The organism is Clostridiaceae bacterium HFYG-1003, assembly GCA_024579835.1.
Lineage (GTDB): Bacteria > Bacillota > Clostridia > Clostridiales > Clostridiaceae > JG1575.
In genome coordinates this window covers 2,152,339-2,174,579 of record CP102060.1, presented here as the reverse complement: position 1 = coordinate 2,174,579, position 22,241 = coordinate 2,152,339, and the positions used below count along the sequence as shown (strand labels likewise).

At 50.0% G+C, this 22,241-nt stretch carries 19 protein-coding genes and 1 pseudogene; 15 read left to right on the top strand and 5 right to left on the bottom strand.

Features of this window, described 5'->3' with window-relative positions; translation table 11 throughout:
- Positions 1-33: 33 nt before the first annotated feature.
- From NQU17_09790 to NQU17_09780, 3 genes are all read left to right on the top strand, one after another.
- Complete coding sequence (locus NQU17_09790) at positions 34-816, top strand: creatininase family protein (protein UUM10954.1); 783 nt, start codon at positions 34-36, stop codon at positions 814-816.
- A gap of 61 nt (positions 817-877) precedes the next feature.
- On the top strand, positions 878-2,041 hold the full coding sequence (gene iadA, locus NQU17_09785) for a beta-aspartyl-peptidase (GenBank protein ID UUM10953.1): 1,164 nt from the start codon (positions 878-880) through the stop codon (positions 2,039-2,041).
- A 133-nt stretch (positions 2,042-2,174) separates the two neighbouring features.
- Positions 2,175-3,062 carry a MurR/RpiR family transcriptional regulator gene (locus NQU17_09780; GenBank protein UUM10952.1) on the top strand — a complete coding sequence of 296 codons (888 nt, stop codon included), beginning with the start codon at positions 2,175-2,177 and terminating at the stop codon, positions 3,060-3,062.
- A gap of 126 nt (positions 3,063-3,188) precedes the next feature.
- Here the strand turns inward: NQU17_09780 and NQU17_09775 are convergent, their stop codons facing one another.
- Entirely contained in the window at positions 3,189-4,367 is a 1,179-nt protein-coding gene (locus tag NQU17_09775; protein UUM10951.1) for an amidohydrolase, read from the bottom strand.
- Positions 4,368-4,949: 582 nt separating this feature from the next.
- On the opposite strand from NQU17_09775, the gene NQU17_09770 reads away from it, so the two are divergent.
- Positions 4,950-6,602 (top strand): PucR family transcriptional regulator ligand-binding domain-containing protein, encoded by a 1,653-nt coding sequence (locus NQU17_09770; GenBank protein ID UUM10950.1) that lies wholly within the window; start codon positions 4,950-4,952, stop codon positions 6,600-6,602.
- Positions 6,603-6,805: 203 nt separating this feature from the next.
- Here NQU17_09770 and allE read toward each other — a convergent pair whose 3' ends face one another.
- On the bottom strand, positions 6,806-7,570 hold the full coding sequence (gene allE, locus NQU17_09765; protein UUM10949.1) for a (S)-ureidoglycine aminohydrolase: 765 nt from the start codon (positions 7,568-7,570) through the stop codon (positions 6,806-6,808).
- A gap of 161 nt (positions 7,571-7,731) precedes the next feature.
- Between allE and NQU17_09760 the strand changes: the two genes are divergently transcribed.
- The 5 genes and pseudogenes from NQU17_09760 to NQU17_09740 all read left to right on the top strand — a co-directional run bounded on the left by NQU17_09760 (position 7,732) and on the right by NQU17_09740 (position 12,409).
- On the top strand, positions 7,732-8,079 hold the full coding sequence (locus tag NQU17_09760; protein UUM10948.1) for a cupin domain-containing protein: 348 nt from the start codon (positions 7,732-7,734) through the stop codon (positions 8,077-8,079).
- 34 nt (positions 8,080-8,113) lie between these two features.
- Positions 8,114-9,349, top strand: coding sequence for an allantoate deiminase (gene allC / locus NQU17_09755; GenBank protein UUM10947.1), 1,236 nt, complete (start codon positions 8,114-8,116; stop codon positions 9,347-9,349).
- Positions 9,350-9,413: 64 nt separating this feature from the next.
- On the top strand, positions 9,414-10,814 hold the full coding sequence (gene allB, locus NQU17_09750; GenBank protein UUM10946.1) for an allantoinase AllB: 1,401 nt from the start codon (positions 9,414-9,416) through the stop codon (positions 10,812-10,814).
- The gene (gene allB, locus NQU17_09745; protein UUM10945.1) at positions 10,811-12,163 is read left to right on the top strand and encodes an allantoinase AllB; all 1,353 of its coding nucleotides are present in this window, start codon (positions 10,811-10,813) and stop codon (positions 12,161-12,163) included. The genes allB (NQU17_09750) and allB (NQU17_09745) overlap by 4 nt, the downstream gene beginning before the upstream one ends.
- 126 nt (positions 12,164-12,289) lie before the next feature.
- Positions 12,290-12,409 (top strand): annotated as a pseudogene (locus NQU17_09740) (ABC transporter permease).
- Between the two features lie 68 nt (positions 12,410-12,477).
- Here NQU17_09740 and NQU17_09735 read toward each other — a convergent pair.
- Positions 12,478-13,110: a UPF0236 family protein gene (locus NQU17_09735; GenBank protein ID UUM10944.1), complete on the bottom strand. Its 633-nt coding sequence runs from the start codon at positions 13,108-13,110 to the stop codon at positions 12,478-12,480.
- A gap of 259 nt (positions 13,111-13,369) precedes the next feature.
- On the opposite strand from NQU17_09735, the gene NQU17_09730 reads away from it, so the two are divergent.
- A complete protein-coding gene (locus NQU17_09730; GenBank protein ID UUM10943.1) occupies positions 13,370-14,557 on the top strand; it encodes an IS110 family transposase in 1,188 nt (395 codons plus the stop codon).
- A 107-nt stretch (positions 14,558-14,664) separates the two neighbouring features.
- Here the strand turns inward: NQU17_09730 and NQU17_09725 are convergent, their stop codons facing one another.
- Complete coding sequence (locus NQU17_09725) at positions 14,665-15,450, bottom strand: UPF0236 family protein (GenBank protein UUM10942.1); 786 nt, start codon at positions 15,448-15,450, stop codon at positions 14,665-14,667.
- 397 nt (positions 15,451-15,847) lie between these two features.
- Here NQU17_09725 and NQU17_09720 point away from each other — a divergent pair, with 397 nt between their 5' ends.
- Complete coding sequence (locus NQU17_09720; GenBank protein ID UUM10941.1) at positions 15,848-16,432, top strand: uracil-DNA glycosylase family protein; 585 nt, start codon at positions 15,848-15,850, stop codon at positions 16,430-16,432.
- A 213-nt stretch (positions 16,433-16,645) separates the two neighbouring features.
- On the opposite strand, the gene NQU17_09715 is transcribed toward NQU17_09720, so the two are convergent.
- Positions 16,646-17,332 carry a Crp/Fnr family transcriptional regulator gene (locus NQU17_09715; protein ID UUM10940.1) on the bottom strand — a complete coding sequence of 229 codons (687 nt, stop codon included), beginning with the start codon at positions 17,330-17,332 and terminating at the stop codon, positions 16,646-16,648.
- 175 nt (positions 17,333-17,507) lie between these two features.
- Between NQU17_09715 and NQU17_09710 the strand changes: the two genes are divergently transcribed.
- Genes NQU17_09710 through NQU17_09695 form a run of 4 tightly spaced genes read left to right on the top strand, consistent with a single transcriptional unit; the run spans position 17,508 to position 21,890 of the window.
- Entirely contained in the window at positions 17,508-18,737 is a 1,230-nt protein-coding gene (locus NQU17_09710; GenBank protein UUM10939.1) for an HlyD family efflux transporter periplasmic adaptor subunit, read from the top strand.
- Positions 18,730-19,734, top strand: coding sequence for an ABC transporter ATP-binding protein (locus NQU17_09705; protein UUM10938.1), 1,005 nt, complete (start codon positions 18,730-18,732; stop codon positions 19,732-19,734). The genes NQU17_09710 and NQU17_09705 overlap by 8 nt, the downstream gene beginning before the upstream one ends.
- Entirely contained in the window at positions 19,735-20,769 is a 1,035-nt protein-coding gene (locus NQU17_09700; protein UUM10937.1) for an ABC transporter ATP-binding protein, read from the top strand.
- Positions 20,766-21,890, top strand: coding sequence for an ABC transporter permease (locus NQU17_09695; GenBank protein UUM10936.1), 1,125 nt, complete (start codon positions 20,766-20,768; stop codon positions 21,888-21,890). The genes NQU17_09700 and NQU17_09695 overlap by 4 nt, the downstream gene beginning before the upstream one ends.
- The last annotated feature ends 351 nt before the right edge of the window (positions 21,891-22,241 follow it).

Genomic DNA, 22,241 nt, shown 5'->3' with positions numbered 1-22,241 from the left:
TTACATCAATTAAAACAAAAAGGGAGATCAAAAATGAGACTTGAGAATACCAGATGGCCGGTTATTGAAGATTATTTCCGGAATAATGACACGGTCCTCATCGGAATCGGCAGCTGTGAATCCCATGGAAGGCATATGCCCCTGGGTACAGATATGCTCATACCAACTTTTTTAATGGAGAAAATTGAGCAGAAGTCAGATGTGCTGATGCTTCCGGTTCTGCCCTTCGGAGCCTGTGACTCACTGAAGGAATATCCGGGAACCATCAATCTGGGAAATGAGCTTCTGTATCAGCTGATGTCACAAGTATGCAATGAGCTGTATCGCCATGGAGCCAGACATTTCATTATACTAAACGGTCATGGCGGAAATATGAAAAGTCTGGATCAGGTGGGCTTTGATCTGAGAAGAAAGGGAGCACTCATGGCACAGCTGAACTGGTGGCTTATGGCCTGGGACATGAATCCGGCTTGGAAGGGTGGTCATGGCGGCGGCGAGGAAACCGCAGCAATCCTGGCTATTAACGAGAACCTTGTGGATAAAACTGAAATTGGAGGCCCCCTGGAAATGCATGACCTGACAACGGAGATCAAGGCATCCGGATTCAATACCAGCATATTCAAAGGAGTTAACATACATATCCCAAGACTTGTTACAGATATCACGGACAGCGGATGGATCGGACCCGATCATCCTAATACCGCGACTGTAGAATGGGGGAATGAAATGCTCGATACAACCGCCGCCTACATCGTCGATTTTATCGAAGCATTTAAGAAAGTGCCACTGAAAACTGAAGCAGGAGTTGGGAAGTAACTTCAGATTAAGGAGCTGCAAGGTACAGCTGTGATTTGTTGTTGCCTTCGAGAAGGTAAATATGATACTTTTAAAAAATGCTGATGCTTTTACTCCGGACCATATCGGTCGGAGAAATATCCTCATTGCAGGTAATACCATTGAATCAATCCGCGAAGAGGAATTCGACACAGGCAATCTTGAAATTACTGAAATTGAATGTAGCAATCTCCTGGCGGTTCCAGGATTTATTGACGGGCACGTTCATATTCTGGGCGGAGGCGGCGAAGGTGGCTTTAAAACGAGAACTCCGGAGCTCAAAATGACGACACTGGTCAAATCCGGCGTCACCACGGTAGTGGGTTGCCTCGGCACCGATGGAATAACCAGAACCATGGAGAATCTGATTGCCAAAGTATACTCCCTCAGAGAAGAGGGGGTATCTGCATACTGCTATACCGGCTCCTACCAGGTTCCGATCCGAACACTCACAGGATCAGTAATTTCGGACATCATGCTTCTGGATCCTGTGATCGGAGTTGGCGAAGTTGCGATTTCAGATCACAGGAGCTCCTCGCCGAATTTGCATGAAATAGCCCGGATAGGGTCTGAAGCAAGAGTGGGAGGGATCTTGTCCAGAAAAGCGGGGGTGGTCAACTGCCATATGGGCGACGGCTCAAAAGGATTATCACAGATTCTTGAGGTCATAAATGAAACGGAAATACCGATTACTCAATTCTATCCAACTCATATCGCAAGAAACGAGAAGCTGCTCAATGAGGCAGCATCCTACGCTAAAGCAGGCGGATACGTCGATATTACCACTTCGCTGATTCCATCGCCTCAGAGAAACTCTATCACCAGCGCCCAGGCCTTCAAAATTCTTCTAGACAGTGGAGCACCGGTTGACCGAATCACCATGACGTCTGATGGACAGGGAAGCATGCCGCAGTTCGATGAGAACAGGAACTTCAGGGGAATGGGCTTAGGACTTTCAGACAGCTTATTTAAGACTGTCAGGGAAAGCGTTATTAATCATGGTGTCGAAATGTCCCAAGCCCTGAAAGCCATCACGGTGAATCCTTCCAAAGTACTGAATTTGCCCCTGAAGGGTCAGTTACTCCCAGGAAATGATGCAGACATCGTTTTATTGGAGGCCGAAACGCTTGAGATCAGCGCAGTGATCAGCGGGGGTAAGATCATGATGCTCAATAAAGAATTAAAGTGCAGGGATACTTTCCAATAGATGCCGTGGAAATTGCTGGAGATCCAGACCTTGAATAATATTAGCTGTCGATATCTGGATTTTTCAGGAGATAACAGATCAGTAAATTAACCATCTGTCTGATAGATTTTACGGTGATAGAAAGGAAACGAAGATGAATATTTTGGAGTCAATGCAGGAAAACTATGATACGCTGACGAAAACTCAGAAGAAAATCGCGGATTATCTGATGAATAATATAGAAAAAGCTTGTTTTCTATCTCTTAAAGAACTGGCCCAAAATGTTTCCGTTTCGGAAGTTACGATTCTGAATTTTTCAAAAAAACTTGGATTGTCAAACTATTCCGACATTAAGAAAAGCCTGCAGGCGCATATCACCAACATCGTCGGTATCAGTATAAAAAATGACCTTGAGATGAAGGGATTGACGAATAAGTTCCAGATTTATGAAGAATACCGATACAAGGAAATTGAAAGAATCCGTAATACGTATGAGGCCATCGATCCCGGCTTGCTGTTTTCAGTGGTGGAAAGAATTAAAAAAGCTAAAACAATCCATATATATGGACACAAGGTTTCCCATGTGGCAGCCAAGTTCATGGAATTGCGTCTAAAAACCATCGGCTTTAATAATTCTGTAGTGAATACCATGGATGAATTTGATGTCATGTTCGATCTGGTGAACACAGACAAGGAAGACCTGGTTTTTGTCTTTTCATTTCCATATTATTCCAGGCACACGATCAACATCATGGACTATTTAAAATCAGTCCATGCCAATACCATTACCATCACGGATCGGATTGATTCACCTATTTATCTGGATGAAATGAACTCAATCATCGTAAATACGGAGCATCCCATCTACTTTAACTCACTGACAGCTGTGTTTTCAGTCATTGATATGATCATGACCATTCTGGTATTGGAAGGAAAAGAACGGTTTGAGCGGTATAGAAAGCTTGTATGGTCACTGGAAGATAAACTTCAGAATGATTGGAAAACAGAAATACCCAGAAAATCCGAGAATCCGAAAAGATGAACGAAATATAATCGAGCCCCAAAAGACGAAAATCCTTGGAATTCAAGGATTTTCTTTGTCGTGATTTTGGAAATCAGTTTATTCGATAATATGCCAGATCCGCTTTTTATAGCGACTGCAATTCCTTTAAGACTGCTTTCCGGCTGATATTGGGATGTCCTTCTCGTAGACGACCTTCCCGTTGACCATAGCTAACTGGACAGAGCTGGAAATGTCCAGCGGATCTCCGTTCCAGAGGACCAGATCCGCGTCCTTGCCTGCCTTGATGGAACCAATGCGGTCATCTACTTCCAGAATCCTCGCTGGATTGATGGTCAGGGCTTTCAGTGCCTCGTAGTGATCCATGCCTTCTTTCACGCAATACGCTGCTGTCATATTGAGGTGCTCGATGGGGATCACCGGATGATCCGTCATAATGGCCACATTGATACCAGCTGCTGCCAGCTTTCCGGGAGTCACGAAGCTCTTGTTCTTCAACTCGACCTTGGAGCGGTCGCCGAAGCTGGGACCGACGATGCAGGGTACGCCTTCTGCAGCCAGGTCGTCGGCGATCAGGTGGCCTTCGGTGACGTGCTCAAGGGTCAGCTTCAGGTTGAACTCTCTGGCGATTCGAAGGGCTGTGAATATGTCATCGGCCCGATGAGCATGTGCCTTTAACGGCATCTTTCCCTCCATGACGGGCAGTAAGGATTCAAGTTTCAGGTCGAATTTCGGTCGTTTGCTTTCATCTGCCAGTTGCCTGCCGTCATAATATTCCCTGGCTTCGAAAAGAACCTTTCTCAGCTCAGCGGCTGTTGCCATTCGGGTGGATGGGGTTTTATCCTTACCGCGGTAGACCCTTTTGGGGTTTTCGCCGAAGGCGATCTTCATGGCAGCAGCCTCTTTAATGAGCATATCATCCACACGGTGGCCGCAGGTCTTCATAACGCAGAATGTACCACCCATGACATTGGCTGAGCCGGGACCGGTACAGACGGTCAGAACGCCTCCCTTGATCGCCTCGGAAAAGTTTCGATCCATGGGATTGATGGCATCGATCGCCCTGAGCTCCGGGGTGATCGGGTTGGTCATTTCATTGCCATCATCTCCTTCAAAGCCCAAGGCGTCCTCCCACATGCCCAGGTGACAATGGGCATCGATGAATCCTGGCATCAGAATGGCACCTTTGGCATCGAGGATGGCCCCCGTCTCCTCGAGATCTCTGCCAACAGCTTTGATCCGGCCGTCCTCCACCAGGATGGCAAGATCCTCGTAGACTTCTTGGGATCCTTCCATTGTGAGTACTTTTGCATTCTTGATAAGCATGGTTTTTCCTCCATTACACGTTGATTAATCTCCCCAATTATAGCACCATCTAAGGCTCTGTCTGTACTGGCAGACGTCGTCTCTGAACGGGTGGAAGGGAGGGGAGAGCCCTGGTCAGCGGGGTATTTTTCCAGGGTTTTTTATTCTCCGGAGTCCTAAGTGTTCGAGCATATTCAGAACTTCCTCGGGAACTTGTAATGATCTGTTGTTGCGATATCCCGATGGTATCCCATTTGAGGTGCATAAAATGAATGGAATTCTGGTTTATTACTAATCGTTCTGAATGACTGATCAAATGGAACGACGGGATAACATCCTGCTCATCCAGCGTCTGAATGGATGAGAGCCTGGGAAAGTTCACCATACAGGGAAGAATAAATCCCTTGGCACCAGCCGCTATCTCATGATTCTGCCCAGTTGCGGACACCGGATCATCCAGTCCGGCGCGCTGGCATGGCACCGATTCCTCCCAGCCTCCCAGCAAGACGATTCCTGCATAATTACTTAATCAGTTCACAGACTTTCAGGTCGCCCCGTGATAAAATACCAAGAGGAGATTCATTCCTGGTAAGGAGGATCAGCATGGGAATACTACTGGCACAAATATTGAATATGGACTGCTTCGCCAAGGCCAGGATCCATTCAGGCATGGAAAATATGGAGAACACCCTCGTGAGCGGAATCACCATCGTCGAACGGCCGGATATTGCCAACTGGATCAAGGGCGGGGAACTATTGCTGACGAGCTTTTATTCCATTGAGAATGATGTCTCGACGCAGATTCGGATGATCTCCGATCTGTCCAGAAACGGGGCGGCCGGTCTGGTCGTCAAGGTCTCAGACTTGTATCCGGTGCTGGCCAGACCGGTCATCGACAGAGCGAATGAGCTGGGCTTTCCTCTCCTGGAAATTCCGCCGGAGGTCAAATACATCGACATACTGTATCCGGTTATGGAGTATCTATTAAATGATCAGGTCGTCCGCCTGAACTACTATAAGACCTGTCACATCCGCTTCAACCAGCTGTCACTGGCCATGAAGGGGATTGACTCAATTTCAAGGACTCTGGCGGAGTTTATCGAGCAGCCGGTTTTGATTTTCGATACGGAGATGCGGGTACTGTCATCCAGTGATGAGCGGTTTTCTGAGCTGAATATCGTCGAAAAGAACCTGCGTCGTATGGTTTATGAGGGGAATCCCATCTTTTCAATGGATGTCCAGTTTCAGGATCCCGCCGGTATTTATCATCTGACCATCCAGCCCATCGAGGTCGTCGGCAAGGTGCGGGCTTATCTCGGGATCATCGAAATAGTGGGACCCCTTAAGGAACTGGATTACATTGCACTGGAAACCGCAGCCAACACCCTGCGTCTGGAGGTCCTCAAAGATACGGCAGTCAATGAATCTCAGCTGCGCTACAAAGGAGAACTTCTGGATGACATCGTCCATCAGCGCTACCAGTGCGAGCGGGACATCTACGACCGGGGCAATATCTTGGGCTGGGATCTGCACAAGCCCTATCTCATCGCGGTGGTCAAGATCCAGTCCCAGGAGCCTGAGCGGGATGCTCTGACGGAGTGGCTGATGGAATCCCGTGAAACCGTGAAGGGCATCATCGACCGCATTGCCTTTTTTTTCATTAAGGATCACATCTCCTTGATCAAGGGAGAGGAGCTGATCGTATTCTGGCCAGTTGCTCCGAATGCTCAGCTGAAGAATGTCTATGCAGAAATGAAGAAATTTGGCGCAGAGGTCCGGGACAATGTCACCAAACGTCTGGGAAAGGTCTCGGTGCTCATCGGCATCGGTGGAATGGCTCTTTCGTTGAAAGACATCGGACACAGCTACTTCCAGGCCAAAGATGCGGTGCAGTTCGGTGACCGGCTCTTCAGGAACAACGATACCGTGATTTACGACGAACTGGGTCTGTATAAAATCCTGTGCAGCATTCAGGACCGGGAATCGCTGGTGAATTTTGTACCGGAGAGCCTCCTCAAGCTTCGGGAGTACGATAAGGATAAAAACAACGAGCTAATTGATACCCTGGAGAGGTATCTCGAGTCGAACCTCAATGCTGTACGGACCTCGGAGAAGCTGTTCGTTCATTATAAGACCGTACTGTACCGGCTGAGTCGCATCCGGGAGATTACTTCTCTGAATCTGGAAGACCGGGATAAGATGCTGGAGATCGAGATGGGCATCAAGATCCTGAAGCTGGTGGATCCGATCCGCTGATCAATCAATGATATGAAACAGGAAAAACACCTGACCAATCCTTTGTGGTGAATGCCGACTGAGTCGCATCCAGTCACAAAGGACGGCCAGGTGTTTTCCAATCATTAATGGGGGGGATTGGCGGGTTTTCGTTAAAGGCTGTTTCTATGAATTCGCAACGACTTCCTAAATCATCAGGATTTCCTGAATTTCCCCGGGTTTTCCTAAATCTCCGGATCCCTATGGCAGTCCTTTGAGTATACATAGGTCAAAGGCTCCATGCCCACGGCATAAGTCGCCTGGTGGACGAAGGGCCCCATCCAGATGAAGTCATGCTTTTTGACAGGGATCCACTCATTGTTCAGATTGTACATTCCTTCACCGGAGATCAGGTAAGCGCCATGCTCCTGTACATGAGTCTCGATGAAGGGGTGGGAACCACCGGGCTGGAAGCTCAGAATATGGAAGTTCATATCGAACTCGATGGCTTTGGGCAGAAGGTCGGACATAGATACATCCGCCATCTCGTCATAGTCATACGCTTCCAGGTTGCTGACATGGTTGGACACGACCCAGGGCAGGCCGACGCCTTTTGCCGGGATGTAGCGCTGCTTGTAGAGAATCGCCTTGGTATGCCCGGATGATTTGTTGGTCATCACCATGGCTTTGTCCGGCGGACAGTAGGCATAGCCTTCATCTGCAAGCTGAAAGGTTTCGTCTTCGATCAGGACTTCCAAACTGCCGCTCAGGACATAGACAAAAGTCTCGATCCCATCTCCACCAAAGGCTTCGCGATTTCCGCCGCCTGGCGCGAAGTCCACCAGATATTCCACAAAGCTTGCTCCCATTTTCGGCGACGCGATGATACTGAGGCTGACATCCTCAAAATGCGGGAGCACATTGTTGACCAGGCCCTCCGGGGTGATCAGGGCATAAACCCCATGCTTTACGATTGATCTGCTGCTCAGTAGATCCGTTCTATAACCCATTTTAATTTCTCTCCTATTCATCGATAAACTACCTACTACTATATTAAACCATTTCATTTTCGGTACATTAGCCATTGTGGATAAAAAATTCCGCTAAGCTTTGTCATATGTGACTGGGATGTAATCCTTTAGAATGAGAGTGAAAAGTAAGGAGGTAAAAAATGATAAAAAAACAAGATGATTTTCGAATAGAAAAGAGCGTAGCACATAAAGATGGCAAGGGTGAGATCAAAATCGTTAATTTTTTTGAAAAGGATGATTTTCTCGGCAAGGGCCGTTTTTATGGGAAATCCATCATTGAACCCGGAAATTCGATTGGATATCATCAGCATGTCGGAGACCAGGAAGCATACTTCATTCTGAAGGGGAAAGCCAGATACAGTGACAATGGAACGATCTTTGAGCTGAATCCTGGCGAGATGGCCATCTGTCGAGATGGTGATTTTCATTCCATCGAACCCATCGGTGATGAGACCCTTGAGTACATTTCCATCATCCTGTTCAACTGAAATGGGGTAACAACCTTGAAGGAGGAAGACTGGTTTGGTCATTAGAGAAGATCTCATCGATGAGGTAATAAAGATTCTGGATGAACTGGCTGATTTTGGCAGAGATGACCAAAATGGCGTCACCCGGCTACTGTATGATTCCAATTGGAAAAAAGCCCAGAGATATCTGGAAGATAAATTTAGGGAGAAAGGCCTGGTCACATTCAATGACGAGGTGGGCAACCTGTTCGGCCACCTGCCCGGAAGTTCCGACGAAACCATCCTGACCGGATCCCACATCGACACCGTGGTGAGCGGCGGCAAACTGGACGGACAGTACGGCATTGCAGCAGGTCTGGTTGCCATTGCCTATCTCAACAGTGTTTTCGGTCAGCCGAAGAAAAGCCTGGAGGTCGTATCCATGGCCGAAGAGGAAGGGAGCCGTTTCCCCTTTACCTTCTGGGGCTCCAAAAACATCGCCGGTCGCGTTGAGCCCTCGGAAGTCATACACCTGACCGACGGTGAGGGCAATGCCTTCAAGGATGTCATGACGGATGCCGGGTTCCGCTTTAAAGACGAAGGCCCTCCCCGTGAGGACATCAAAGCGTTCATCGAACTGCACATCGAGCAGGGTGGCGTGTTGGAAAGTGAGGACGTACCCATCGGCCTTGTTGAGCACATTGTGGGACAGAACCGATCGTTCATCACGTTGGAAGGGCAGGCGAACCATGCCGGCACAACTCCCATGAGCTATCGCCGGGATGCCCTGTACGCCAGTGCACGAATCATCGAAAGCATTAATGCCAGGGCCAAAGCCTATGGTGATCCCCTGGTCGCCACGGTGGGCATGCTCCAGGTGTACCCCAATACCTCCAATGTCGTACCGGCTAAGGTCCAGTTCAGTCTGGATGTTCGTCACACGGACGGTGAGGTAATTCTCCAGTTTGCTGAGGATGTTCGGAACCTCGTGGAAGCCACAGCTTCTGAGCTGGGCATGGAAGCCCACATCGAAAACTACATGAGCAGCAAACCGGTGCCCATGTGTCAGAAGCTGGTGGCACTGATACGGGAACGCTTTGATCGGCAGGGCATCCCCTACCGAATGATGCACAGCGGAGCAGGGCACGACGCACAGATCATGGCCGATCGCTTTTCCACTGCGATGATCTTTGTGCCAAGCCACCTCGGCATCAGCCACAATCCGGCCGAATACACCGCTCCGGAGCATCTGGCGCAAGGCCTGAGAGCACTCATCGAAAGCCTCTACGCGCTGGCATACCTGGACGCATGAGACGACATGGTGGGTTGACCCGGCAAAGGGTCCTCTTCAGTACACACCATAAGGAGAATGACATATGTATGATTTAGTGATAAAAAATGGCCGGGTCGTCCTGCCCGACGGCGTGATTCCGGCTGATGTCTGTGTCGACGGCGAATGCATCGCGGCGTTGCTGTCTCCGGGGAAAACTCCGGAGGGACGTACCGTCATCGATGCCGTCGGCAAACTGATCTTTCCCGGGGCCATCGATACCCATGTCCACCTGAATGATCCGGGTTTCACCTGGCGTGAGGACTATGCCCATGGAACACAAGCCGCTGCAGCAGGCGGAGTGACTACAGTCATCGACATGCCCCTGCAGAATGTTCCGCCTTTGACGGATGCAGCCCGCTTTTGCAGCAAGCACGAAAAAGTCGGAGCGAATGCCTGGGTTGACTACAGCTTCTGGGGCGGTTTGGTCGATTACAATCTGGATCAGCTGGCGGGTCTGAAGGAGTCCGGCTGTGTCGCCGTGAAGTCCTTTATTGGCCCCGTATCACCGGACTATGTTTCACTGAACATGGGCCAGGTGCGGGAAGCTCTGGAAATCCTGGCGCCTTTGGGATTGCGGGCCGGCTTCCACTGTGAAGACTATGCTCTGATCAAGTGGGGGGAGGAACGGATCCGACGCAAGAACACCCTGACCTGGCAGGATTTTCTGAATTCCAGACCCCTCATCGCAGAAGTCATGGCGACCAGAAACGTCATCGACCTGGCCCGGGAGACCGGTGCCAAGGTCCACATCGTACACGTCAGTCATCCGGAGGTTGCCGAAATCATTCGCGAGGCTCAGCGGTCCGGCGTGGATGTGACCGGAGAGACCTGCAGCCATTATCTGACCTTCAGTGCAAAGGAGGTTCTGACGCACGGCAGCCTGTACAAGTGCGCGCCGCCCTTACGTGAAGCCTCTGCCATCGAAGGGCTGTGGGAGTATGTTCTGGACGGAACGCTTGCCTCCATATGCTCGGATCATTCCCCCTGTGCACCCGAGGAAAAATCTGAGGAGAAACACGGAATCATGGGCGCCTGGGGCGGAATCAGCGGCCTCCAGTCGCTGTTCCAGGTAATCTATCACGAAGCGGTGGTCCGTCGGGGCTTTGATCCCTCGCTTTTAGCCCGGCGTCTCAGTGAAGGACCGGCCAAAACCTTCGGTCTGTTTCCCCGCAAGGGGAACATCCAGCCAGGTTCCGATGCGGATCTGATCCTGGTCGACCCCGAGCGGGAATGGGAGATCACCCCAGAGTCCCTGCACTATTTGAATCCAATCTCGGCTTTTGTCGGTCTGAAAGGCTTCGGTCTGCCCATCCTTACCATCGTCCGGGGACAGATCGTGGCTGAGGAAGGCAGGATTACTGCACCTGCGCCAAGGGGGCAGCTGATTCTGCCCGTGGCTCCTGGATCCCATGGGAGGGAAACAGGCAGAGAGGTGCTTTCATGATCCATGATGTACTGATCCGTGACGGGCTCATCGCTGCTTCGGAAGGTCTAAAGGCTGCCGATGTCGGCATCCGGGATGAGGTCATCGCTGCAATCGGCGAAGACCTGCCGGGAAAAGCAGTTCGGGAGATCCAGGCCGCAGGGTGCTGGATTCTGCCTGGCGGCTACGATAGCCACGTCCACTTCAACGATCCGGGCCGGCCCGGCTGGGAGACTTCCTGGCATGGTTCACGAGCCCTGGCAGCAGGCGGCTTTACGATGTACAGTGACATGCCGCTGAACTCCATCCCCCTGACTCTGGATGGCGCAAGCTTTGATGCCAAGCTGGAGGCGACAAGGGGACGCGCCTTCGTCGATTACAGCTTTTGGGGCGGCCTCACGCCGGACAATCTGGATAAGCTGGAGGAGCTGGCCGAACGGGGCGTCGTCGGGTTCAAGGCATTCCTGTGCAACAGCGGGATTGATGAGTTTCGGCCCGTTGACCAGGAAACACTCTACCGGGGCCTCAGGATCGCTGCCCAGCATGATCTGCCGGTCTTTCTCCATGCGGAGGATGAGGCACTGATCAATGAGCGAATCCACACCCTGGGATCCTCCGGAGGTTACAGGGAGTTCCTGGCGACCCGACCGGAAGAGGCGGAAACCAGAGCGGTGGAGGCCGTCATCGAAACGCTTCGCTCGGCAGGCGGCCGGGTCCATATCGCCCACGTTTCCTCGCCGGAGGTTGTCCGTCTCGTTGCCAGGGCAAAGCACGAGGGACTGAACATCACACTGGAGACCGTGCCGCAGTATCTGGCCTTTGATCAATCCATCTTTTCATCAGTCGGAGGGTTTGCCAAGAGCTGTCCGCCCATCCGGTCCAGGGAGAGTCAGGAGGAGCTGTGGAAGCTGCTGCTCCAAGGGGACATTGATTCTGTCAGTTCAGACCATTCTCCATCCGATGCCAGCCTGAAGCAGCGGGATAATTTCTTTGAGATCTGGGGCGGTGTTTCAGGTTGCCAGTCCACTCTCAACACCCTCATCAGCGAGGGGGTCCATCAGCGGAGGCTGTCCGTGGAGGCCCTGTGCCGTCTGATTGCCGGCAATCCCAGGAAGCTGCTTCGGATGCCCGGACCGGCCTTTATCGAAATCGGAAGCCAGGCTGACCTGACGATCCTTGATCCGGAGGTGACCTTCACACTCCGGGAGGACGACTTGTATTATAAAAACCAGTTCAGTCTTTTCACCGGGATGCGCTTCAAAGGCCAGGTTCAGACTACTCTGAACCGCGGACACGTGGTCTATGACCGGGAAGTATTTTCCGAGGTACCCGAAGGCCGCTTCATTCGGCCAACGAAGAATGACGTTTAGATTGTTCAGACAAAATTAATCCTGTGGTTTAGCACACATGGATAAACTGGAAAGAATCGCAAATCCATATAATAAAACGTATACAAAGCAAACTTACGGGGAACACGAATGTGTTAAGGAGGATGTATGGTTAAGTACATAGCTCGCAGACTGATTTATCTGATTCCTGTTCTGATCGGAGTCTCGTTTATCGTCTTTACTTTACTGCAGATGACGCCTGGGGATCCTGCCAAAATGATCCTGGGATAGTGTCAACTTACTTTCGGTTCAAAAATTGAATAGGCCTGCCGTGCGGATTCCAGGTAGCCCGGGTTTTACGATTTATACCACCCAAAATGAGGCGTTGCATAGCTGATTGAACCTTGTTTTACTGGGTAGACCCGGCTCTTCTTCACGATCCGTTTTTCCAGCCTCAAAAGTCGGGCTTCCTTCTTCTTTTCTTTCTCTTTGGCAGCGAAGTAGCCCATGAGATCCCCGCCATTGAGGACGAAAACTCGCATGCGCGCTATATTCTCAGCACCTACTGTGCTCCACCCCATCGGGCGTGAAGATAACCGTGAGGAAAGCACATGACTGACATGCCCTTCCGCACTGCAGCCCTGATAGCCCGACTTGGCCGCGTTCTGGATCGATTCCCAGTTGGACACAAGATAGGTTTTCATCTCGCCTAACTTCTTTTCCTGGCTCTTTTTAAGCGGCAATCCCGCTGCTGATTCGAAGAATGTGTTGATGTCCTCAAGGGAGTCCATGCTGATGGCGTCTTTGAGGTACCAGTAATATTCATCCTTTGTCCCTTTGTAGGAATCAATCGGCGTTGCCGCCTGGCGCAGGGCCTTTTCCAGGTGGAACTTATCCAGATAGAGCTTGCATCGAGGCAGGATCTGGGCACCCATCTTGATCCAGGACGCCCCATCCCCTGATAAGGAGATTTCCTCGATCTTATCCACCTCCTAGAATAATGTTGTAGTAGTTAATAGGTTTTTCGTAACTGTAATTAACTGCCATAATATAAGCATGCAGAGTGAGTGTCGCCGGCTCCCACCTTGAGGTTCTTCCTCGTTTATGAGAGTGGCGCCTCACCTCTTGCGGCAGTTCACGAATGAGCTGGATGTTGAGACTTTTGGGTCTTCTCCGTCTGTCCAAGGAGGTTGTGAGCCGCCGGAGCGTGAGGGTTCACCCTGTAAATCTTGATCTTAGAGGTGTTCTATGTACTATCTTGGCATTGACATCGGCAAGAACAACCATGAAGCAGGTTTCATCAGGGAGGATGGCAGCCATGTGGGCAAGTCTCTGCGCTTCACAAACACCCAGGAGGGCTTCGAGAAGCTCACCCAGTTAATTCAGGATCGCCTCCCACAGGATGAAACCTTCTGCATCGGGATGGAAGCCACCGGCCATTACTGGCTGGCGCTTTACTCATTTCTGCATGAACAAGGCTATATTCTGCACGTGATCAATCCGATCCAATCCGACAGTCTTCGAAACTTCCACATCCGTCAACAGAAGACTGACGCGGTGGACTGCTTCTTGGTGGCCGAAGTCATCCGCTTTGGCAAGTTCACTGAAACTCACCTTGCGGATGAGGATATCCTGATCCTTCGCAATTTCGCTCGTTTTCGTGAATCTCTGAAAGACTCCTGCGCAAACTATAAACGCCAAGTTATCACAGTCCTGGATCAGGTATTCCCGGAATATGACAAGCTCTTCTCGAATCTGTTTGGCCAAAGCTCCAAGGCCTTTCTAAAGACTTATGGAACTCCTGAACAGGCGATGGAGGTTGACACCGATTCTTTGGCTGATTTGCTTAATAAGGCCAGCAGAGGTCGTCACAGCGCCGATAAAGCGCAGCAGCTCAAAGAGGCTGCATCCCGGTCAGTTGGCGTTACCATCTGCTCGGATGCCTTTGCCTTTCAGCTGAAGATCCTGATTGAGCAGGTTGAGTTCACAGAAGGCCAGCTTCATGAAATCGAAAATAAGATTGACACGCAGTTAAAGAAAATCAACTCCGTCATTCAGACGATCCCTGGTGTCGGGGCTGCTACTGGGGCTATGATCCTGGCGGAAATTGGAGACATCAATCGCTTCTCTACCCCAAAGAAGCTTGTCGCATTTGCAGGAATGGATCCCACCATGATGCAGTCCGGCAACTTCACCGGACAGCACAACCGACTCTCGAAGAAGGGCTCACCCTATCTTCGGCGGGCAGTGTGGATGGCTGCTGTATCCGCTTCCAGGCATGATCCGGTCTTCAAGGCCTTCTATGAGAAGAAACGATCCGAAGGGAAGTCCCATGGGACTGCCATCGGTGCTGTATCACGGAAACTACTGTACACCATCCACGCTGTACTGAAGGCTAATAAGCCGTATGAGGTTCGTCTGGATACCATCTCATAAGCTAGCCATCATAACTCTCCGATAGCCCACATCCCTGTGGGTCTTGTTGGCGTGCACTTATTTTTCAGATAAATCTTTTTGGGGAATTTCTTTTCAAAATCACTACCTCATTCAATTTTCTTGATGATCCCTATTGACATTAAATAGCTGGTCTCATAAGCCGAGTTCAGGTAATCGAACACCTCGTACCACAGTTCATCCGAGTTGCCCTTGTAGAAGCCTGCAAATCGACGTACACCCATTAAGGCCTTGCGTCTCTTCCCGACACTCTGCTGCCCCTCATGGACGTAGATCAGCCGCATCTGCTGATTAGAACCGTCCTGCATAGCTACATGATCCTCATCGGCCTCAATATAGATCCGAGATGCCACTTTTTTCTGAGGCAGGGGTCCCTCAGAAGACTCAATGTTCCCCAGTCGATGGACCAGATTCATTACCGTAGTGCGGCTGGTAATTCCGCTGCTTGCATAGCGCTCCACCGTCCCCTGGTAAGAAATATCTTTAGCACTGGAGAGAAGACACGAGGCTAGTTCCCGGCTGATTCTCTGATGGGGCTCAAGACCCAGAAGACGATCCACCAGACACACATGGTGATTGGTCTTTTTATCCCGAAAGTACGTCCGGCCAAAGACCACAGGTCCGGCTGTAGTAGCGATGGTTTTTGTTTGATTACGCCGTTCGATGGAGTAATCCTTTTTCCGTAACTGGGAGTTCCTCAGGCGCTCATCGAGTACCTGAACATAATCCTGGATCTGCTCACGGGCAATCCGATCCGTCAGCTCGTGAGTCTCCTGGACCACCTGATCCATGGTGAGGGTACCGCTTGCCATTCTTGAATCAAAACCTTGTCTGAGAGAGGTGAACATTGAGTTGAAATCTGTTAAGATAGGCATGAGAATAAGTCCTTTCGTGTAGTTTGTTTGTTGTTGTTACTAACATTCTAGCACTTGGGCTTATTCTCTTTCATTTTCGACCTACAGTAACTTTACACTAACCTCTATGGCGGCCAAATCATCAGTCGCTGGAAACAACAAAAACAAAGGACGGAAAACCAGTGTCTAAATTCAAAGGACCGGGAACCAGTTTTGGGCTTCAGAAGATGGGAAATCAGCGAGCAGATCAGCTTGAACTCCAAGAAATGAAGATCCTTAGAATAATATTGAAATGGCATAATGGCCACTTCAAAACAATGGTACCATTGGATTAGAGTTACTTCAGACAATCAGATTACCGGGAACGGAGGGAATCGATCGCTTTGATTCCGTTTATGATGAAACAAAGGAGTGCACTATGTCAAAATTTGATGCCATCAGACAAGAAATTATAGCTCATGAGGACAATCAAACTTTTACCGGCAGAGGGATTGAGCCGCTGTTTCAGGCCTCGGAGAATGCCCGCATTGCCATCGTAGGCCAGGCTCCCGGACGAAAGGCGGAAGAATCCGGCATGGTCTGGAATGATTTAAGCGGAGATCGTCTGCGGGAGTGGATGCGGCTGTCTCGGGAAGTCTTCTATGAGTCAGACCGAATTGCTCATATTCCCATGGATTTCTATTATCCGGGAAAGGGGAAATCAGGCGATCTGCCGCCGCGCAAAGGATTTGCCGAAGCATGGCACCCGCAGCTGTTGGAGGCTATGCCCGAGCTTGAAACCTTGATCCTCATCGGTAACTATGCGCAAAGATACTATCTGGGAGGGCGAAGGGAGAAAAACCTGACCGATACGGTCAGGAACTTTCAGCATTATTTGCCGGATTATTTTCCGCTCGTTCATCCCTCTCCCTTAAATGTCGGATGGTTTCAACGGAATCCCTGGTTCAACCGTGATGTAATCCCGGTATTGAGGGATATGGTTCAAAAATCACTCAACCGTTAATTTGACATAATTTTAAGTCCACATACTGATTGGCAGACATCAATCGGAGGGTATGACCAGTATACCAATAATCCCATCCGATGGATCGAATATTAAGTCAGCATTGCGCGATGGATAAGGTGCCTTTATTCAACTTCTCCGGAATCGAAAAAGACAAACCAGACTGATCAGCTTTCAGTCTGGTTTTGCCATTTGACTCGCGATGCAGGGGTACTAGAGCAAGTCTTTCAGGGAATCAATCTGATGAATGGTAATGGTTCTGGCATCAAACTCAATTAGTCCATCCTGGCGCATTTTGTTTAACTCACGGGAAAGGGAGGAACGCTGGATTCCCATTTTTTCGGCTAATTCTTTCTTGCTCGATGGCAGGTGGATGGTCAGGGTGTCCTGATGATAGGATTCATAAATAAGAAATTCAGACAGAATTTGCCGAATGGATTTCACGGAAGACTTAAGCCGGTCAGACAGAATAAGGGTTTTGCCTGACAGAGATTCCAGCAGGTTCTGGAGAAATATCCTGCTGCGTTGGCAACAATCCAGGATTGCTCCGGCTTTGATCTGTACAAGCTCCGTATTGCTGGTGGCAAACACCGTCATGGGATAGTGATTCTTCGTGGAAAAAAGCAGGTTTTCACCCAGAATCTCTCCGGTGCAGAATTGATTGATGGTCAGTATTTTCCCGTCATAATCGATCTTTTGGATTGTCACGGTTCCCTTCAGGATGATATCCAATGTCTCGCACAGTTCATTCTGAAGGTAAATGACGGAACCTTTCTGGTACTTCCGGATCACGGGATGATCCTTAAAAAAATCAATGATGTCTTCTTCCGGGATATTTTGAAACAGATCCGTGCTTTTTAGCAGCTGAATGGTTTTTGAGTTCATGTATTTTGTATTCATGATGTTCCTTTCCGTTTAATGTGAGACTTGTCTGCTGGGCCTGCGGTACTTTCTTGAGCTTATTCTCTCAGTATAATCCATTTTCTCTTCGGAAAAGTTACCAAGGTAACTGAAGGAGACCCTTCAACGATTATATATTGAAGAGGTAGTTCGCTTGAACTGGTAGGAGGAAATCATGACTGACATTATAAAAAAATTTAAGAACAAAGGGAAACTGGTCCTGGCCCCTCTTCTGATTTTGGGAGTATTGACGGCAGTTGCTGTGTTTAACCGAACCCAGAATCAGGGGACGGCGCTGGTTTACGCAGAAGATGGACTGTTTCTGGAAGCTTCCGGTACGGTTGAAAGCAATGCGATAGAGATCTCCAGTGAAGTTGCCGGGACATTGGCGGAAAGCTTCGTTCAAGAGGGAAGTCGCATCAAAGAGGGAGAGCCTGTTGCCAGAATCAGCAACACCACGATTACCAATCAGTACAACCAGGCGATTTTGAATGCCAAGCTGGCTAAAACCAGCCTGGAAGGGTTGAAAGTCAATCTGGCCAACATCGAAATCCAGCAGCAAGCCGCAGTCGAACAGGCTGAAAATTCCTATCTGGCAGGAAAAGCCGAATATGAGAAGATCAAGGACGGAATCAGTCCGGAGGAAATCACTCAGGCTCAGGAAACGCTGAATCAGGCGAAACTCAACCGAGACTACCTGAAACAGGCCCTGGATGACGCCAAAGACCAACTGGATGACCATAGAATCGATCAAAGAAAATATGATGAGATTGAAAAGAATTACAATATGGCAAAAGCTCAGTACAGCGCCGTCTCAGCTCAGCTGAAATTGCTTAAATCCCAGCCGTCGGATTTGAATCTGGAGGTTGCGCGGTATCGGATGCTTCAGGCGAAGTCAGGCTGGGATCTGGCCGTCTCCAATGCCAGGACCCAGACCAGTCAGGTCAGCGGTGAGATAGAAATCGCCAGGATCCGTCTGGAACAGTATGAAAGTGCGGTCCGCCTGACGGAAGCGGAGCGGTCCAAACTGACCATTTATTCTCCGCTGAGCGGAACGGTCAACGATGTTGCGGTCAAGGCTGGTGAATTTGTTCCGCTGGGCAAGCCGCTGGTTCGAATCAGTGATCCGGCGAATTTATCAATCAAAGCGTATGTCTCCGAGGCGAATATTTCCAAAGTAATGGTCGGTCAGACGGTTGAGATCCATACGGATTCTGATGACACAAAGAGCTATGCGGGAATCGTGTCCGTGATCAGTGACCAGGCGGAATTTACTCCGAAGAATATCCAGACGAAAGAAGAGCGAATGAACACGGTGTTTGCAGTCAAGGTCCGAGCGCTGGAGGGCCCGGGAATTATCAAGCCGGGCATGCCGGTCGATCTGCGGTTCAAACTGAATGAATAGTCAAAGGATCAAGTCCGGTGAAACAACAGAAAGGATCCCGCCGTCGATCCCTGTCACGGGATCGACAGACCAGTCGGGGATCATCGTCAGGGGACTCACCCGGTTCTTTGGCGGCGTAAGGGCTGTTGACGATTTGAGTTTTTCAGTTCGGGCCCACACGATTTTTGGTCTGGTAGGACCCGATGGTGCGGGGAAGACAACCACCATGCGGATGCTGTGTTCACTCATCGACCCGACCGGAGGGAGTGCATTGATTCACGGTCTGGATATCAGGTCAGATCGTCGAAGGATCCGTCAGCTGATGGGTTACATGCCTCAGCGGTTCAGCCTGTACGGGGATCTGACCGTGTTGGAGAATCTGGAGTTTTATTCGGATATATATCAGATCCCACCGGATATTCGAAAAAAAAGGATCGGCGAATTGCTGGAATTCAGCAATCTGAGCGATCATGTCGGCAAACTGGCGGATCAGCTGTCAGGGGGCATGAAACAGAAGCTCGCGCTGTCCTGCAATCTGATTCACGCTCCCCGGTATTTATTTCTGGATGAGCCCACCATCGGGGTGGATCCGGTAGCCCGGAGAGAACTGTGGAAAATCCTCTTTGATCTGCGGGATCAGGGGACAACAATCTTTGTCAGCACGCCTTATATGGACGAAGCAGAACGCTGTGATGAAATCGGTCTGATGGATCAGGGCCGCATCATCCTCCAGGGACCGCCTCGGCAGATCATCCGTCATTTCTCCAAGGAGATTATGGGGGTTTATTCCAAAGACAATCATCTGGTTCGGGAGGCGATGACCCATTCGGATTATGCCGAGGACGCTTACATGCTGGGAGACGCGCTCCACATTGTCACCACTCAGCCGTCTGCCCTGTCGAAGGACCTGGACGAGCTTTCCTTCATGTATTCCCTGGAACTGACGAAGCAGCTGACCCAGCCATCCCTCGAGGATGTGTTTGTCCATCTGGTCAAAACCAATCGGGAGGTGATGTAAATGGAACAAGTTCTTGCTCAGGCACCCACCCGGGTCAAGTTAGAGCCGACGGATGCCTCCGCCATTGAAGTCATGGATTTAAAGAAAGCGTTTGGTTCTTTCGTGGCGGTGAACGGGATCAGCTTCAAGGTGAGAAAAGGCGAGGTATTCGGATTTCTGGGTCCCAACGGATCCGGCAAAACCACGGTGATTCGCATGATACTCGGATTGCTTACTCCCACTTCGGGTCAAGGCAGGGTTCTGGGTCTGGATGTGGGAACCGACAGCCGCAGGCTTCGGGACAAAGTCGGCTATATGTCCCAGAAGTTCAGTTTGTACGAAGAGCTGACAGTGACCGAGAATCTGGACTTTTATGCCGGAATATACGATCTTTCCAAGGAAAAGCGGGATCAGAAAAAACGAGAGATTTTGAACCTGGCCGGAATGACCGGCAAGGAAAACACCATTGTTTCCAATCTTTCGGGAGGCTGGAAGCAACGCCTTGCGCTGGGCTGTTCGATTATCCATGATCCCCAGATCCTGCTGCTGGATGAACCTACTGGCGGAGTGGATCCCATTGCCAGACGGCAGTTTTGGGATATCATCTATGAGCTGTCAAAGGCCGGAGTTACAATACTGGTGACCACTCACTACATGGATGAAGCCGAGCATTGCAATACCATCGGTTTTCTGTATTATGGCAATATTCTGGCCATGGATGCTCCCAAACAGCTGAAGGAAACCGCCATCGACGGAACGATCCTGGAAATCCGCGCGGATCAGACTCTCAAAGCAATCGAGTGCCTCAATCAGCACCCCCTGGTGAAGAACGCTTCAGTTTATGGGTCCGGCATTCATGTCTTGGTTGATCCGGAAACTGATCCCGACGAGGTGATGAAGTTTCTGGCGGATCAGCGGATCCGTGTGGAACGTCTCCGGGTTGCCGCTCCGTCACTGGAAGATGTCTTTGTTTATTTAGTGGAGCGCGAACGCGGCAAGACAAAACAGCTCAACCGGCTGAAACCAGCAATCAAAGCAACAGGAGCAGAGCAATGACTTTTAATTTCAAACGAATCCTGGCCATTATCCGGAAAGAATTTGCCCAGATCAAACGGGATAAACGAACCATAGCCATCATCATCATGATGCCTGTCATGGAACTGCTCTTGTTTGGTTATGCGGCATCCACCAGTGTTGATCACATTCCGGCTGTAATTCTGAACTACGACATCGGAGCGGAGAGCACCCAGCTGCTGGATGATTTGACGAATTCGCAGTATTTCGATTTTACGTATGCCGCCCGGAATATGGAAGAACTCCGTCAGGAAATCGATGACGGCAATGCCAAAGCGGGCTTTGTCATCCCGGCTGATTTCTCCCGGGAGATCAAAGGCGGAGGAACTGCCCAGGTACAGCTCATCGTTGATGGGACGGACCCGACCACTGCCCAAACGATATTATCCAGTGCCGCAGGGGTGTTCCAGGCTCATTCCGCGAACATTATGCAGGAGGTTCTGAACGCGCCCATACCACAGCCGCTGGACCTGAGAAGCCGCGTCTGGTATAACCCTCAGATGAGCAGCATCCGGTTCAACATTCCGGGCCTCATTGGGGTGATCCTCCAGACGGTCACATTGATGCTGACATCATTTTCCATTGTCAGGGAACGAGAGCGGGGTACCATGGAACAGCTTATTGTCACGCCTATTACCAATATGGAGCTGATGATCGGAAAAATCGTGCCGTATGTGGTGATTGGATTTGTCGACATCGTTCTGGCTCTGGCGTTGTCTGTTTTCTGGTTCCGGGTGCCCATAGCCGGAAGTATTCCGCTCCTGCTGTTTTTTTCAATCATCTTTCTGTTTGGAGCCCTGGGCATGGGTCTGCTTATTTCCATCGTGTCCAAAAGTCAGCTTCAGGCCATGCAGCTGTCCATGTTCATGATCATGCCCAATCTGCTCCTGTCAGGGTATATGTTCCCGAGAGAAGCAATGCCTGATCTGATTTACCGGATCAGCACCGTCCTGCCGCTGACCTACTTCATCAATGTCCTGCGGGGTATTATTTTAAAAGGGAATGGACTGATGGAATTGTCCGCTGAGTTAATGATCCTGACTGCCTTTGGCATCGGATTTCTGCTTCTGGCCACCCTGAAATTTAAAAAGACCATCGAATAAACAGCGGGATGCAAGGAGGAACTTCTCTTAGATTCAAGATCTGATTGAGTTTGGGATGGATCGGATCGATCAGCCGGAATCAGATGAATGAAAACTGCAAGCTGAGAAAATCCCATCTTTCCCTGGACACGCCAGGGAGATGGGATTTTTGCAAGGCGGTTATTCTTGCATTACGGCACTTCGTACCGCTGCCTCACAATCCAATGAATTCGTTGGATTGGTCATTCGAACCCTGAGACCATCTTCAAAGAGTGGTTTCAGGGTTCTTCATCCTCTCGGATTTACAGATCGGTCATTCTCCGGTGCAATGAAAAAACCTCATATCACCAAGTTTGGTGATATGAGGTATCG